Genomic DNA, 14,058 nt, shown 5'->3' on the forward strand with positions numbered 1-14,058 from the left:
CGACAAAACGCCGACAGCGAAATGAATTGAACTATTGGTAAGACAATTGGACAAAAATTACTCGTCTGATGTTTGCATGGTACGTTCTGTACCTTGGTGTACGTTTGCGCCGGACGACCTTTTACTGAATGCACGTTGTCCGATAGGTCGCCCTAAGAACTATGAGAGGCACAAAACCTGCATGCTACTGGCGGCTAAACTGGCTCGGCTCCTTTCTACCGGGGCTCCGCGCCAACCGGTGCCCATGCGCCACGCGTAAAGATTTCAACTGCCGCCAAAAATGACGCCGCATCGAGAGGAGCCAGACGCCGATCCCGCAGCGGAACGGTGGCAGGAAGAACCGCCGTTTCCGGTGGTGCCGGAGCGCAACTTCGCGGCGCAGCGCATGACCCTGTATGCGCTGTTGATCGCGGCCATCGTGCTGCCTTGTGTCTATGTGGTCGTGACGGCGTGGACCGATTACCACGCCCGCGAAACCGCCGCCGCGGATTCGGTCGCGCGCAATGCACGCGTCGCCGAAGAACACGCGCTCAAGGTCTTCGATCTCAACGTCACGCTGAACGAACGCATTGTCGATCTGCTCGACGGGCTGAGTACGAGCGCCATCCGTCACGACGACGAAGCCATCCACCGCCATTTGCGCGCGATGAGCATCGGCTATCCGCAGGTCGCGGCGGCGTCGGTGTTCGGACCGGACGGCAAGCTGCTCGCCACCAGCCGCACGTTTCCCACGCCGGATATCACTATTGCCGCGCGCGAGGACTTCGGCGGATTGCGCGCGCAACGCAGCATCGAACAGGTTTCGCGCGTGATGGTCGGACGCGTGGCGGGCGAGCCGGTGTTCAACACGGCGGTGATCCGGCGCACGGTGGATGGCAAGTTCGATGGCATCGTGTCCATCGCCATGCGGCCGAATTACTTCAGCGCGTTCTATCGCGAATTGCTCGGCGATTCACCCACCGTGTCGCTCGGCCTGTCGCGCGAGGATGGCGAAGTGCTCGCATGGTTTCCGCCGCGTCCGGCCGATCGCATGTCGCTCGCGCCCGAATCGCCCTTGCGTCAGGCGTATCACGAAGGGCGCAAGGCGGGCGTCGTCGAAATGGTCTCGGGACTCGATCAGCAGTTGAAGATCGTCGCGTTCCGGCGCGTGGGCGGCTATCCGGTGTATGTGTCGAGCGGTTATCCCATCGCCACGCTGTGGTCCGAATGGTGGCGTCATGTGAGCGTGCTGGCCTTGTCGATCTTCGCGCCGTGTGTCGTGCTGTGGGGCGTGATCTTTCAGTCGCTGAGACGACTCGCCACGGAGGAAGAAGCGTGGGCGCGCTGGCAGGCGGAAGCGTCGATGCGCCGCTCCATCGAATCCGCCTACCGGCAGGCGCGCAAGATGGAAGCGCTCGGCAATCTGGTCGGCAGCGTGGCGCACGACTTCAATAATCTGTTGATGATCGTCTCGGCCAATGTGCAGATTGCGCGACGGCGCGGCGCGGTGGACCTCGACCGCGAACTCACGGCGATGGAACGCGCGCTCAAGAGCGGCCAGTCGCTCACGCGGCAATTGCTCGGCGTCGCGCGCAAGCAGCCGTTGAGGAGCGAGACCATCGCCATCGGCAAATGGGTGCCGGCGGGGCGCGAGTTGCTGCGGGCATCGCTCGGCGCGAAGGTGGCGCTCACCGTGGAAGTGGCGGCGGATATCTGGCCGATCCGCGTCGATCCGGCGGAACTGGAACTGGCGCTCATCAACGTGGCGGTGAATGCGCGCGACGCGATGCCCAATGGCGGCACGTTCACCGTTCGCGCGGATAACGTGTGCTTCCGTCATGAAGACGGCTTTCCAATCACCGGCGATTTCGTGCAGCTTTCTCTTGAAGATACCGGCATCGGCATGAGTCAGGAAGTGCTCGGGCGCGCCTTCGAACCGCTCTTCACGACCAAGCCGAAAGGCATGGGAACGGGTCTCGGCTTGCCGCAGGTTTTCGCGTTCTGCGAGCGCGCGGGCGGCCTTGCCACCATCGACAGCGCGATCGGCGCGGGCACCGCCGTGCGGCTTTACTTGCCACGCGCCGCCGCTGTGCCTGCGAGTGCCTCGGAAACCGCATCGACGCCCGCGCCCGCGCAGAACAAGTCCGGCGACGGTCTGAGCGTATTGCTCGTCGAAGACAACGAGGAAGTCGCCGCCGGCACCGAGGCGCTCCTCACGATGATGGGCCACCGCGTCACCTACGTATTCAACGCCGACACCGCCGTGAACGCGCTCGAAACCGCGCGCGACACCGCGCCCTCCGGCGATTTTCCCTTCGATGTCGTGCTCTCCGACATCCACATGCCCGGCAAGCTCAACGGCATCGATCTGGCCGAGCACATGGCGCGCTTCGAGCCGCGCGTGCCGGTGATTCTCGTGACCGGCTACGCGGAAGAACTCGACCGCGCGCGACGCGGCAATACGCGCGTGCTGTCGAAGCCCTTCGATATCGCGCTGCTCGATTCGCTGCTGCGCGATATCAGCGAGCAGATTGCATCGGACAATACGCCGCGCACGGCGAATCGCTGATCCTGACACCCGGCACGCTCGTTGCGGGTTGGCATTTACACCACGGACAAGCGGCGGCGGGCGCTGCCGATCCCCGGATCTCGCCATCTCAGGAGGCGTAAATGCGACATACCGTCATTGGAGTTTTCGACACTTACTCGCAGGCCGAGGACGCGCGCGCGGCTTTGGTCGCAGCGGGCTTTCCGCACAGCGATATCGAACTCCAGGCCAATCCCCGGCGTGATGACGCCGCCGAGCCTTCCGCCCTGCCCGATGTCGAAACCCATCAGGAGCCGGGCGTGCTCGCGAGCATCGAGCGCTTCTTCAGCATGCTGTTCGGCGGACGCGATGCGCCGCCCGAAGTCGCGCATTACTCGGAAGCCGTGCGGCGTGGCGCGGTGCTCGTTTCCGTCGATACGCCGAGCATCGAACAGGCCGATCTCGCACGCGCGACGCTCGGCGATCAGGGCGCGATCGATATCGATGAACGCGCGGCAAGTTGGGCGTCACTCAACCACGGCACGGCCACGACCGATGTCACCACGGACGAGCGCGATCATTCCGTGCTCGACGAACTCGGTCTGGGACGCGGCAGCGCCGTACCGGGACGCGATCCGGTGAACACGCCGAGCGTGAACACGGCGCGGGCGCGGGCCTATCCGCGTTCGGACATGGGCGATCCGGCCGCCGAGCCGCTGATCGATCCGCTCGCCGTTCCGCTGGGCGACCCGCTTGCACGTCGTGACCCGACGGCGCTTTCCTCGCGCGATTACATCAGCGATCCCGCCGACGATACGTTGATGCCGCGTCATTCGACGACCAGCACGGAACATGGCGCGGATCAGTTTTCGTCGCGCGCCGATTTGCCGGCTGAGTCGCTCTCCGAACGCGATGCCCTCGCCGGCCGTGACGCGCTGCGTCCCGCGACCGATACGGCATCCACCGGCATGCTGAACGAACACGAAGCACGCATGCGTCAGGAAAGCGGCACGCTGGGCTCGGTGCCGGGCGTGCGTGCCGATAACGCAGCCGAATGGCGTCCCGTGAGCGATCCGCTGACCGAACCGCTCGGCCCGCTCGATGAAGCCGCAAAGCCGTATCAAGGCGCGTCGGGCATGCAGTCGCAATCGCAGTCCATGCAGTCGATGGGTTCGACGCCTGACTCGGTACGCGCGTCGGCAGGCACGCAGGCAGATGGTCCTGTCGGTCCGTCAGGTCCGCAATCCACGCCGAACGAATACATGGAATACGAGGAAGACTTCCGCGCCGATTACGACGCCAAGTATTCCGCGACCGGCGAGCCGTATGAGGACTATCAGGGCGCGTATCGCTATGGCGCGATGTTGGGCAACGACGACCGTTATCGCAGCCGCGCGTGGGACGATCAGATGGAGTATGAAATGCGCCGCGACTGGGACACGCGTCACCCTGAAGGCGATACGTGGGAGCGCTTCAAGGCGGCGGTGCGTCACGGCTGGGATCGCGTGACCGGACATCATCACGTTTAATGCTTGTTTAGTTTTGAAGGGCCCGTGCGTAGGTTGGCACGGGCCTTTTTTGCGTCAGCCTGCGAGCTTGCGCACCCACGCGACATAGCGATCCATGAAGCCTTGCAGGAACGCGCGCGTGTCCTCGCTCACGATGTTGCCATCCGCATCGATTCGTTTTTCATCATGCTTGATGAACATTTCCGGCTGACCGAGCAACGCGATATCCAGATACGCGCACACGCCCCGCAGATGCGATTGCGCCAGCGCCGTCCCCAACGCACCGATGGACGTGCCGATCACCGCGCCCGGCTTGCCGCCCCACGCGCTTTGGCCCCACGGCCGCGAACCCCAGTCGAGCGCATTCTTCAGCACGCCCGGAATCGAGCGGTTGTACTCGGGCGTCACGAACAGCAACGCGTCCGCCTCGGTGATCTTTTGCTTGAGCGTGCGCGCGACTTCGGGATAGTCGGCGTCGTAATCCTGGCTATAAAGCGGCAAGTTGCCGATTTCCAGATGCTCGAATGAAAAATCCTCCGGCGCGAGGGTTTCGAGCGCGTGCGCCAGTTGCTTGTTGAACGAACCCTTGCGCAGACTTCCGACCACGACCGCAATCTTGTAGGTCATGAAACTTTCTCCCACGTGGATGAAAACGCGAAACCGGCGAGCAGCGTCATCCGCCGGACGACGTGCGAGGGACATGATAGGGGCATCCGATACGCCGCGTCACGCGCTGCCAGATTTGTCTGATTATTGTTGATGCCTACAAAACGTCAAACCACTCCGTGCCGCATGGTGACGCGATTCGCGGCTGCTTATCCCCATATTTATCCACATAAATTGTGGATAACTTCAGTTTGACCATTTTCGAAATCAATTTTTGATTCGTCGACGAAACAAACGCGCAGACTTCGTGCATGTTTCGTCTGTTTTAATGGGGTCGCGTTGGTCTTCGCAAGCGCTTGCGCGACGCGGAAATCGGGCCAGGATTCAACCAGTCTGGACAACAATGTGTTGGTTCAATCGGTATTTTTGTCCAATAGGAATGCTCTTAGACTTCGTTTCAAGCGTCGCCCGACGCAACGAAACTCAGGAGCAGCACCATGAAAAACACGTTGATCGGCGGTCTCGTTCTCTCGGCGCTGCTGGCTACCGCGCCTGCTTTCGCGCAAACAGATGTCGTGAAATCCCGCGCTGAAGTGAAGGCGGAACTGGCGAGCGCGCGCCGCGCAGGCGACCTCGAACCGGTCAATTCGCTGAGCTATCCGCAACTGCGTCCGTATCAGGAACGTCACGCCAAAGCGCAGAGCGCCAACGTCCGCGCGACGCAGTGATCGGCAGCAGTCGCCACCCAACAGAGTAAGTTCGCAGCAAATTAAAGACAGCAGTACGTGCAGTCCCTCCTCCACCATCGAACAGAAGGTGGTTTCGCCCGACGTCCCCGCGCCGGGCGTTTTTTCGTCGACGATCCGGTTGGAGCATCACGGTCAGCGACACGGCCACGCGCCCAAGCGTCGCGATGAACAAGCTCGGAACCCGATCGCTTCGAAAGCGCAAAAAAGATAAAGAACAGCGCGGCGTTAGAGAGGTGAGCTTCTTCGGGACATAAAGGTGAGCGCTTCCGGGATCACGCCAACGGTGAGCCCCGAGCGGCAAAGGCTGCTCACGCTTGGCACACCAAAACCTTCGCGCATTTTGTCGCTTTTGCGATGCAACGCTTTGTTCGCAAAGGAATTTAGTTGTGCGGGTGAAAATTGCGCAAGAAGTGCTCGAAGTCATCGCGAAGACACGAAAACCAGCGTGCAATGACATCAGGTGAGGAAATTCGGGAGTTCGGTGAAACGCTCGTGCATGGCGCGTTTTGGTGCTTAACGCTTTCAAGCAATAACGGCAGAAAGCGAGCATTAACAATGACTTGGCAGGCTTCGGCGTTTCGACGCTGACCGCACCGTGCGCTATTGCGAGCATCCAAAGGTGAGGCTTTTCGGGACCGAAAACCAACGGAACGAAGCTTGCTGACTTCTCTTCCCGGCCACCTCACGATCGAACATCGACACGACATGAATATCAGACGTCCCTGGGCTTACGGCGCTGCGGCGCTTGTCGCCATCGGCGGAATCGGCGCCTTGCTGGTGTGGGCTTCCAGCAGCGCGCGCAAGAGCGGCAACGAACAGGTGCCCGAACCATCGAAGGCCGTCGATTTGGAACGCTACCTCGGTCACTGGCATGAGTTCGCCCGCTATGAGAACCGCTTCGAGCGCGGCTGCGAAGCCGTAACCGCGAACTATGCAAAGCGCGAAGACGGGCTCATCTCCGTCATCAACGGATGCAGGCAAGGCGGCCTGAACGGCCCGTGGCGATCGGCGGAAGGGCGCGCGAAGATCGTCCCCGGTTCGAACGGCGCGAAGCTGAAAGTGTCGTTCTTCGGGCCGTTCTATATCGGCGATTACTGGATTCTCGATCACGCCGACGACTACGCGTGGTCCATCGTCGGCGAGCCGACCGGGCGTTATCTGTGGATTCTCACGCGCGAGCGGAAACCGTCGCCAACGTTGCGCCGCACGCTGCTGGAACGCACACGCGCGCTCGGCTATGACGTGACCTTGCTGCGGGAAACGCAGCACGGCTGATTATCGTCAATCGTCGATGGCCGCATAGATCAGCCGCTCGTATTCCTTCGCGATGGGAAACGGTTCTTCCGCGCGCCGCTGAATCAGCATGATGGCGATCATGTTCTCCACTGGGTCCGCGAACCATGCCGTACCAAGCGCGCCCGGCCACGCGAACGAGCCCGCCGAGCGATAGCCTGCGGGCAGTTGCTGCGCGGGTTCATCGATGATCGCAACGCCTAGTCCAAACCCTTGCGCGCGCCACACCGGATAGCCGAACGCCGGAAACTGGCGTTGCGCAGGCGTGAGGAAATTCGAGCGCATCAAGTCGACGGATTTGTGCGACAAAAGCCGCGGGCCTTCCATGCGTCCTGTGCCTTGCAAACGTCCGCGTCCGAGCAGCATGCGGGCGAAGCGCAGGTAATCGTCGGCGGTGGACACGAGACCGCCGCCACCACTTTGGAAGCGCGATGCATCCAGCCATCGGCTGGAAGATGGATGATCCTCGACGACCAGCTTTCCATCCGCGCCCGCCGCATACGAAGTCGACAAGCGCGATGCCTGTTCCGCCGACACGAAGAAGCCCGTATCCACCATGCCGAGCGGTTCGAAAATACGCGTGCGGAAGAACTCACCGAGCGACATGCCAGACACGCGCTGCACCAGCGCACCGAGCACGTCCGTCGCAACACCGTAATGCCAGCGCTCGCCGGGATGGAATATCAACGGCAGTTCGGCGACATGCGCGAGCCATAGCGATGGATCGACCCGCACATCGAAACCATTGAAGATGCCTTCATACGTCGCCGCGAGTTCGCCCGCCGCCGTGAAGTGATACGCGAACCCCGCGCGATGCGTCATCAGATCGAGCAGCGTGATAGGCGAACGCGCCGGTTCGGTCTGCGACAGCGGCCCATCCGGGGCGATCAACACGCGCGGATTCGCCAGCTCCGGCAGCCACTTCGCCACCGGCGATTCCAGCGCGATGCGCCCTTCCTCCACGAGCATGAGCGCGGCGACGCTCGTCACCGGCTTGGTCATCGAGGCGATGCGGAACAGCGTGTCGCGCGTCATCGGTGCGCGGCTGTCGAGGTCGCGCACGCCGAGCGCATCGAACTGGGCGATTTCATCGTTGCGCCATAACAGCGTGACGATGCCGGAGACTTCGCCCGCATCCACGAAGCGTTGCATGGCGGCGCGCGCATCGGCGAGCCGCGCGGAATCGAATCCGCCTGGTGTCATCGGTTGATCCTCGTGGAAGCTGACCGGCCGCTTATTGGCTCGCGCCTGCCCTGCACGCGACCAGCAAGGTGTTCTGATTGTTGCCGGTGGATTGATCGATCAGATCATAGCCTGCCGGACACATGGCCTTCGCGTTGTCCGTGCAGTTGGTCCAGCCGCCGTAGGCCGGGCACGTGATCTGTTGCGTCGGGCGTCCGTCGGCGGAAAAGAGCGGCGGCGCGCTGCTGCATCCGCCGAGTGAAAACACGCTCAACGTGAGCATTCCGAACAGAACGACGGCTTTGCCGAATTTCATCCCACACCCCTGAGTTTTGGCTTTTTCTTTAGGCTATGCGCTTGATTCAGCGCGCGATTTCGCGAGTATGCCACGCAATCCCGACACACCGATTTCACCCGCGCAAGCCTGCGCGCGACTTAACACAATCTGACAAAAGACCCTTATACGGCGATGCCCAGCGCGACGATTTTCTTGTACAACGTCGCTCGTCCGATGCCGATATTCTTCGCCGCATCCGCGACGCGGCCACCGCTCGCGTTCAGGGCATCGATGAGGAAGCGGCGTTCGAAGCCGGTCATGGCATCGGCGTATTGGAGCGGCGCAGCATCGGCTTGAGCAGACGATGGCGCGATACGCCCCGCATCGAGAAAATTACGCAGCGCGTTGGCATCGATGCGATCGCTGTCGGACAGCATCAACGCGCGCTCCAGGGTATTGCGCAACTCGCGGACGTTGCCCGGCCACGCGTACGAGGTAAGCAGGCGCAGCGCGTCGTCGTTCAATACGAACTGACTGACGCGGCCCGCGCGCGTTTCGCCCGCGAGGTCTTCGAGGATCGCGTAGGCGAGCGCTTCGATATCGGACAGACGTTCACGCAAGGGCGGCGCATGAATGGTCAGCACATTGAGCCGATAAAACAGGTCCGCGCGAAACCGTCCCGCCGCGACCAGCGCGGGCAAATCAGCGGACGTCGCCGCGATGATCCGCACCTCCGCCCTCACGATGCGGTTCGACCCGAGCGGCTCGAACTCCTTCTCCTGCAACACGCGCAGCAATTTGCCCTGAAGCGGCATCGGCATATCGCCGATTTCATCGAGAAACAGCGTGCCGCCATGCGCCAGTTCGAACTTGCCGATGCGCCCCTTGCGTTCGGCGCCCGTGTACGCGCCCGGCGCGGCCCCGAAGAATTCCACTTCGAGCAGCGTGTCGGGAATCGCGGCGACATTCACGGTGACGAGCGGTTTCGCCGCGCGCGTCGATGCACCGTGAATCGCGTGGGCGAGCAGTTCCTTGCCGGTGCCGGTTTCGCCGAGCAGCAGCACCGGCGAATCGACGAGCGCCGCGCGGCGCGCCTGCCGCTTCACTTCGAGACTTGCCGCACTCGTGCCGACGAAACTCGCGAAGGTGTATTTGGCGCGTCGCGCCTGCGCGAGTGATTGCCGCGTGGCAATCAATTCCTGCTGCACGCGCGAGTAATGCGCGAACAGCGGCGTAAGCGCTTTCATCTCGTCGAACAGCGCGAAGCCGATTGCGCCGACCGTCTCACCGCGATCGTCGCGCAGCGGCAGCCGCGTGACCACGAGCGGTTCGCGGTCCGTTTCCAGCACATCGAGCAAGATGGGCTTGCCGGTCGCGACGACTTCGCGCATCAGGCTATTGGGGATGACTGCTTCGCAATCGAGTCCGATGGCCTCGGCCGGATCGGCGAACCCGAAGCGGGCCGCGTAGCGTTTGTTGATCCACACGACGCGCGCGTCCGCATCGACGATAAAGGTGCCTTCGCTCAGGTTCTCGAAGGTCTTGAAGAGCGATTCCATCGCGCGGCGCATGACGTCGCTGTAGTCCGCGGGCACGTTGATCCAGTCGTTGCGCATGCTGCCTTGTCTCCGTTGTCTCTTTATTGAGATCGATTATCTCATCAACGAGACTCCGGGTAACGTGTTGTCCTTACGAGCTTTTGCGGCATCCTGAACAAGCGGCACGTCTCGGTTCGGAGACATCCTCGCGAAACGAAGCACAGCGATAATGCACCGAGGCCGCACCAGCCTTGACGCACGGCGCTTTGGCACGAAAGCTGCATTCGCCCGCGCGTCGCGTTATCTTCGCGTCGAGGGCCTTTACAAGAGGCTCGCAACAACAACCATCTGGAGACTCAATGTCGTTCATCATCGTGCTCGCCGCCCTGGCGTTCCTGATGCTCGCCGCCTATCGCGGCTACAGCGTCATCCTGTTCGCGCCGATCGCCGCGCTCGCGGCGGTCCTGCTCACCGATCCCGCCGCCGTCGCGCCGGTGTTTTCCGGCATCTTCATGGAGAAGATGGTCGGCTTCGTGAAGCTCTATTTCCCGGTGTTCCTGCTGGGCGCGGTGTTCGGTAAGGTCATCGAACTGTCGGGCTTTTCGGAAGCCATCGTCGTCGCGGCCATTCGCTATATCGGCAAGTCGCGCGTGAATGCGGTGATCGTCGCGGTGTGCGCGTTGCTCACCTATGGCGGCGTGTCGCTGTTCGTCGTCGTGTTCGCGGTCTATCCGTTCGCGGCGGAGATGTATCGCCAGAGCAATATCCCCAAGCGATTGATGCCGGGCGCGATTGCGCTGGGCGCGTTCTCCTTCACGATGGATTCGCTGCCGGGCACGCCGCAGATTCAGAACATCATCCCGACGACGTTCTTCAAGACGACCGGCTGGGCCGCGCCGTGGCTGGGGGTCATTGGCTCGGTGTTCATCATCGTGGTCGGGCTTTCGTTTCTCGAATGGCGACGCCGCCGCGCGATGGCGACCGGCGAAGGTTATGGCACGTCGCTGGTGAACGAGCCGGAGCATGTCGAGTCCGCGAAACTACCGAATCCGGCGCTGGCGATTGCGCCGCTGATTCTCGTGGGCGTCGCCAACTTCGCGCTGACCAAGTGGATCCCGACGTGGTACGGCGCGAGCTACACCGTGCCGCCCGAAGTGCTGCCGGGCGTTCACGCGCCGGTGACAACGGCCGTGAAAACGGTGGTCGCGATCTGGGCGGTCGAGGGCGCGTTGTTGCTGGGTATCGTGCTGGTGTTGCTGACGGCGTTCTCGCGCGTGAAGGCGCGCTTCGCGACCGGCACGCGCGTGGCCGTGGCGGGCGCTTTGCTTGCAGCGATGAACACCGCGTCCGAATACGGTTTCGGCGGCGTGATCGCCGCGCTGCCGGGCTTTCTCGTGGTCTCGGATGCGTTGAAGAGCATCCCGAATCCGCTCGTGAATGCGGCCATCTCGGTGAGTTCGCTCGCGGGCATTACCGGGTCGGCTTCGGGCGGGATGAGTATCGCGCTGGCGGCGATGTCGGATACGTTCATCGCGGGGGCGAATGCGGCGCATATTCCGCTGGAAGTGCTGCATCGCGTGGTCGCGATGGCGAGTGGCGGGATGGATACGTTGCCGCATAACGGCGCGGTGATTACGCTGCTCGCGGTGACGGGGTTGACGCATCGGGAGTCGTATCGGGATATTTTCGCGGTGACGGTTATTAAGACGATGGCGGTGTTTTTTGTGATTGGGGTTTATTACGCGACGGGGATTGTTTGAGGTTTGGCGTAGGAGAAGACAGCAGCGCTTGAAGTGACAGACGGTGTTGGTGTTTGTTTTTGTTTGTCGTGCAAGGGGCTGCTGTTTGTTGGGCTTTTATTGCAGTAGCCGCCTCCCCGGCGGGGGGGTAACTTTCTTTGCTGCTGCAAAGAAAGTCACCAAAGAAAGCAGCTTTTTACCCCATGCACGATGGCGGGAAAGGGTTGGTCTGGATTAACAGATACAGTGGCCGCAATAGGACTTGCCACACATAGCGAGCCGCTTGGGCAACCTGGCGATTGCGCACTCGAATCCTTTAGCGTTAGTGGACCGCATTCATTCTTTCGGCCATGCGCTGCGCGCGCCGAGAGCGTAAGAACGGAATCCCGCAGTCTATAAGCGCCCAGCCACATCACGCTTCCCCGCTAGATTGCTATTCGGTCCTACCTTGGTTAGTGCTCCGACTAAAAAAGTGATTTGCGTTGGTGGGTGCGCTTTGCCCAGAAGCGCTTACCAAGGTTGGGCCCAATGGGAGAGGTGCGATGCGGTGTGCTGTGGCTGGGCGCTGATACGCTGCGGGGTTCCGTTCTTACGTTCTCGGCGCGCGCAGCGCATGGCCGAAAGAATGAATGCGGTCCACTGAGCTTTGATTGTTCGAGCGCGTGATCGCGAGGTTGCCTAAGCGGCTTGTTATACGTGGAAAGTCCTATTGCGGCCAATGCATCGGTTAATCCAGACCAACACTTTCCAGCCAGCGTGCATGGGGTAAAAAGCTGCTTTCTTTGGTGACTTTCTTTGCCGCAGCAAAGAAAGTTACCCCCCCGCCGGGGAGGCGGCTACTGAATAAACATCCCAAACAAAAGCAGCCCTTTGCACGACATATAACACCAGTATCAGCAAATAAACGTAAATCGAGCATCCCATAGCGCAGCAGTTCGTTAGCCACCCTAACATCGTGCTAACCTCCTCCCACCCGCACGAGAAAGGGAAAAAAGCGATGCCCTCCATCAAGCGCTGGCTGTTTGCATCGACACTGCTTACAGCGTTCGCGACAGCGCATGCTCAGATGTGCTACCCGCCAGGCGCGTCGATTACCCTCTACGGCCGCGCCTCATCAGAAAACATCAAAATGTCAGACGGTCATCCAAAAAAGGTTTGGATAATTTCCGTGGACCCGCCCCTGTGTGTGATCGACAAACGTTTCTCAAACGACCCGCAAGGGCGTATCAGCGTAACTCGACTGGGAATCGCCGGACTCGTGCCGCCGGTCGGCAAGCCGATCGTCGCCGTGGGTACGCTCAACGCATCGAGTAACGCTCAGTACTTCATCGTCCCGTCGCAACTCTATGTGGCGCCGCCCAACGGGAGGCTGCCGCCGCATTGATCACGATGCAAGCCGCACGGCCATCAGTTCGTCGGCCATTTCTTCGAGCCGTCGCGCGCGGCGCACGACAAGCGATGCGATCTCCCGAACCATGCTTCTTTCCGCGCCGACATAATCCGCCGAGTCTGCCAGCGCGGGCGCGAGTTCCACCGCCTTGCGACTCAGCAACGCCATTTCCAGCGCGACAGCCTCCGCGGTAAAACCAGCCTGCCGGGCCAGCGCTCGCATATCGCGAGCGGTGAGCAACGAGGCATCGAACTGGTCGCCGAATGCCATTGCCATCGAACCGGTCATGGCTTCGCCATACACCGCCACGCTTAGGAGGTCATAGCACGGCGCCACGCTCAGACCGCTGCCGGAAACATGAAAGGACACGTTCTTGCCGTGCGCGTCGCTGTTGCCGATCACGAAGTTGAATAAGGACCAACTGACCAACTGCCAGCGCGCCAACTCGCTTTGTTCGCCTAAGCCGCAGGAAAGAAGACCGCGCAGACTCACGCCGATCCGCGTATAGGTGGGCTCGGGTGCGTCGGCATCGTCGATAACACGTTCGTATTTGAAACCCGGTGGCAGATCGAGCGCCTGACAGCCGTCGATGATATGCCGTCGCGTGATAGCGTCGCCTTCCCGGCAACGATCGAATCGTTCGACGACGAGTACCGGCTCAGGAACGCGGCGAATCGAAACCGCTGCCGCGGCGAGGCCCAAAGCCTTCGCCAAGGTCATGCAGTAATGCTCGTTAGCGACCAGATGGGCGCCGACTGCAAGCTGATGCTCGGGCTTCAGGATGTGCGTCGACCAGCGTGGACCATCGGCAAGAAAAATGGCATCCGCCTCGATCCGAACCGGAAGCTTGTCTTCTTTTCCGGCAAGCGACGCGCAGAAACGTTTGTGCCAAATCGCGAAGTGCGGCGTCGTATCCTTTTTGATGCGCTCGCTCAGTTCTTCATCGGATATCCGAACAGCCTCGTCCTCCGATGGCGGCAAAGGCTCGTCGGATTCGGAGATGGTCAACGCACCTGCCGACTCGCGGCCCAGTTTGGCGATCAGGCCAAAGAGGTCGTTCCTCACAAGCCGGTACAGGTTGGCCGCTGCATCCAGAGCGCGCCCCTCGGGCAGCAGATTGGCCAGAAAACGAGACATAGCCAGCGTCGGAACACATTCGTCCGACATCGGTAGATGCGGAGAAATAGCGTACGCAGCCTCGCCGCGCGCAAGCCACGCAGGGTCGTAGGAAAAAGTGACCGGACTCTCTCGCGATTCCAGCGCGAGCATG

At 61.5% G+C, this 14,058-nt stretch carries 12 protein-coding genes; 6 read left to right on the forward strand and 6 right to left on the reverse strand.

The features are described 5' to 3' along the window. The first annotated feature begins 280 nt into the window (after positions 1-280). Together ACZCWR_RS23105 and ACZCWR_RS23110 are read left to right on the forward strand one after the other, a co-directional pair. Positions 281-2,548, forward strand: coding sequence for a hybrid sensor histidine kinase/response regulator (locus ACZCWR_RS23105; protein ID WP_487303940.1), 2,268 nt, complete (start codon positions 281-283; stop codon positions 2,546-2,548). Between the two features lie 101 nt (positions 2,549-2,649). After that, positions 2,650-4,035 carry a hypothetical protein gene (locus ACZCWR_RS23110; RefSeq protein WP_487303941.1) on the forward strand — a complete coding sequence of 462 codons (1,386 nt, stop codon included), beginning with the start codon at positions 2,650-2,652 and terminating at the stop codon, positions 4,033-4,035. A gap of 54 nt (positions 4,036-4,089) precedes the next feature. Here the strand turns inward: ACZCWR_RS23110 and ACZCWR_RS23115 are convergent, their stop codons facing one another. Then, the gene (locus ACZCWR_RS23115) at positions 4,090-4,641 is read right to left on the reverse strand and encodes an NADPH-dependent FMN reductase (RefSeq protein ID WP_487303942.1); all 552 of its coding nucleotides are present in this window, start codon (positions 4,639-4,641) and stop codon (positions 4,090-4,092) included. Positions 4,642-5,117: 476 nt separating this feature from the next. Here ACZCWR_RS23115 and ACZCWR_RS23120 point away from each other — a divergent pair, with 476 nt between their 5' ends. Both ACZCWR_RS23120 and ACZCWR_RS23125 read left to right on the forward strand, forming a co-directional pair. Next, positions 5,118-5,348 carry a DUF4148 domain-containing protein gene (locus ACZCWR_RS23120; RefSeq protein WP_487303943.1) on the forward strand — a complete coding sequence of 77 codons (231 nt, stop codon included), beginning with the start codon at positions 5,118-5,120 and terminating at the stop codon, positions 5,346-5,348. 726 nt (positions 5,349-6,074) lie between these two features. Next, positions 6,075-6,644 carry a lipocalin family protein gene (locus ACZCWR_RS23125; RefSeq protein ID WP_487303944.1) on the forward strand — a complete coding sequence of 190 codons (570 nt, stop codon included), beginning with the start codon at positions 6,075-6,077 and terminating at the stop codon, positions 6,642-6,644. Between the two features lie 6 nt (positions 6,645-6,650). Here ACZCWR_RS23125 and ACZCWR_RS23130 read toward each other — a convergent pair whose 3' ends face one another. The 3 genes from ACZCWR_RS23130 to ACZCWR_RS23140 form a co-directional block, all read right to left on the reverse strand. Then, a complete protein-coding gene (locus ACZCWR_RS23130) occupies positions 6,651-7,865 on the reverse strand; it encodes a serine hydrolase domain-containing protein (RefSeq protein ID WP_487303945.1) in 1,215 nt (404 codons plus the stop codon). A gap of 31 nt (positions 7,866-7,896) precedes the next feature. Beyond that, entirely contained in the window at positions 7,897-8,160 is a 264-nt protein-coding gene (locus ACZCWR_RS23135; protein ID WP_487303946.1) for a hypothetical protein, read from the reverse strand. A 143-nt stretch (positions 8,161-8,303) separates the two neighbouring features. Next, complete coding sequence (locus ACZCWR_RS23140; RefSeq protein WP_487303947.1) at positions 8,304-9,737, reverse strand: sigma-54 interaction domain-containing protein; 1,434 nt, start codon at positions 9,735-9,737, stop codon at positions 8,304-8,306. 281 nt (positions 9,738-10,018) lie between these two features. On the opposite strand from ACZCWR_RS23140, the gene ACZCWR_RS23145 reads away from it, so the two are divergent. Next, complete coding sequence (locus ACZCWR_RS23145; RefSeq protein WP_487303948.1) at positions 10,019-11,419, forward strand: GntP family permease; 1,401 nt, start codon at positions 10,019-10,021, stop codon at positions 11,417-11,419. 706 nt (positions 11,420-12,125) lie between these two features. Here ACZCWR_RS23145 and ACZCWR_RS23150 read toward each other — a convergent pair. Further along, on the reverse strand, positions 12,126-12,344 hold the full coding sequence (locus ACZCWR_RS23150) for a hypothetical protein (RefSeq protein WP_487303949.1): 219 nt from the start codon (positions 12,342-12,344) through the stop codon (positions 12,126-12,128). 51 nt (positions 12,345-12,395) lie between these two features. Between ACZCWR_RS23150 and ACZCWR_RS23155 the strand changes: the two genes are divergently transcribed. Further along, a complete protein-coding gene (locus tag ACZCWR_RS23155) occupies positions 12,396-12,782 on the forward strand; it encodes a hypothetical protein (RefSeq protein WP_487303950.1) in 387 nt (128 codons plus the stop codon). On the opposite strand, the gene ACZCWR_RS23160 is transcribed toward ACZCWR_RS23155, so the two are convergent. Next, positions 12,783-14,057: a HipA domain-containing protein gene (locus tag ACZCWR_RS23160; protein ID WP_487304780.1), complete on the reverse strand. Its 1,275-nt coding sequence runs from the start codon at positions 14,055-14,057 to the stop codon at positions 12,783-12,785. Position 14,058: the final 1 nt, after the last annotated feature.

This window comes from Caballeronia sp. A2-2 (genome assembly GCF_057612605.2).

Coding starts and splice junctions, on each gene's coding strand:
- ACZCWR_RS23160 (WP_487304780.1), bottom strand. CDS start 14,057: ATGCTCGCGCTGGAATCGCGAGAGAGTCCGGTCACTTTTTCCTACGAC.
- ACZCWR_RS23155 (WP_487303950.1), top strand. CDS start 12,396: ATGCCCTCCATCAAGCGCTGGCTGTTTGCATCGACACTGCTTACAGCG.
- ACZCWR_RS23130 (WP_487303945.1), bottom strand. CDS start 7,865: ATGACACCAGGCGGATTCGATTCCGCGCGGCTCGCCGATGCGCGCGCC.
- ACZCWR_RS23140 (WP_487303947.1), bottom strand. CDS start 9,737: ATGCGCAACGACTGGATCAACGTGCCCGCGGACTACAGCGACGTCATG.
- ACZCWR_RS23135 (WP_487303946.1), bottom strand. CDS start 8,160: ATGAAATTCGGCAAAGCCGTCGTTCTGTTCGGAATGCTCACGTTGAGC.
- ACZCWR_RS23105 (WP_487303940.1), top strand. CDS start 281: ATGACGCCGCATCGAGAGGAGCCAGACGCCGATCCCGCAGCGGAACGG.
- ACZCWR_RS23115 (WP_487303942.1), bottom strand. CDS start 4,641: ATGACCTACAAGATTGCGGTCGTGGTCGGAAGTCTGCGCAAGGGTTCG.
- ACZCWR_RS23145 (WP_487303948.1), top strand. CDS start 10,019: ATGTCGTTCATCATCGTGCTCGCCGCCCTGGCGTTCCTGATGCTCGCC.
- ACZCWR_RS23110 (WP_487303941.1), top strand. CDS start 2,650: ATGCGACATACCGTCATTGGAGTTTTCGACACTTACTCGCAGGCCGAG.
- ACZCWR_RS23125 (WP_487303944.1), top strand. CDS start 6,075: ATGAATATCAGACGTCCCTGGGCTTACGGCGCTGCGGCGCTTGTCGCC.
- ACZCWR_RS23120 (WP_487303943.1), top strand. CDS start 5,118: ATGAAAAACACGTTGATCGGCGGTCTCGTTCTCTCGGCGCTGCTGGCT.